Source organism: Actinomyces sp. S6-Spd3, from assembly GCF_000758755.1.
Classification (GTDB): Bacteria; Actinomycetota; Actinomycetes; order Actinomycetales; family Actinomycetaceae; genus Pauljensenia.
In genome coordinates this window covers 1-691 of the sequence record NZ_JRMV01000202.1, presented here as the reverse complement: position 1 = coordinate 691, position 691 = coordinate 1, and the positions used below count along the sequence as shown (strand labels likewise).

1 protein-coding gene is annotated in these 691 nt (G+C 51.2%); it reads right to left on the bottom strand.

Annotated features, from left to right (window positions below):
- A partial coding sequence (locus HMPREF1627_RS01730; RefSeq protein ID WP_034500583.1) for a lipopolysaccharide biosynthesis protein occupies positions 1–556 on the bottom strand: 556 nt, incomplete at its 3' end.
- Positions 557–691 lie beyond the last annotated feature (135 nt).

The window sequence follows — 691 nt, the reverse complement described above, 5'->3', positions numbered from 1 at the left end:
CCAGGCCGGGAAGGGTATGAATACCTGCCCATCCAAAAACCACCTGACCGCTACTGGTTCCAACCTGTTGCACCACACGGTTTTTAGCGATGGTCTTGTAATCAGTTTTCCGGTTGTACCAATACTGAAACAAAGTTGCGCCTGCCATAAAAAATGTGGTCAGGCCAGCTAGAGGCATCCAGCTTGCAACCGATTCAGAATAAAGTTTGGCTACCACATCACGTAGAGGGAACGCCAAAACAGTTATTACTAGCGAGTTGATCGCGATCAGGCGTAGCGCCAGCATGGCTACTACTTTTGCGTCACGATCATCTTTTTCGAGCATCAACGCCATGTCATAGCGCCCCGCAGCAATCGCAACTGCGATAGCTACTATCGAGTTGAAGGTCCCCAACTCTCCTAAGGCTTCACGCCCATAAAGCCGGGTAATGATCATCATCATGAAGAAGACAACCATCTGTGCAAGTGCCGTACCCGTCACAAGTGTCAAGACGTGACGAAGGAACGGAGAAGAAGCCGCGACACTCTTCACATACGAACTAATTCTGTCGAACAACAACTCCCCCTAACCACACTCAAAGATAAGGACAGGGGCAGCCCCGCTCCAAATCGAAGCAGAACCGCCCCTGCACCAAAGCACTGAACTACAGCTTCACAGCCTCACCAGACGCGGCCGAATCCAGCATCGCCT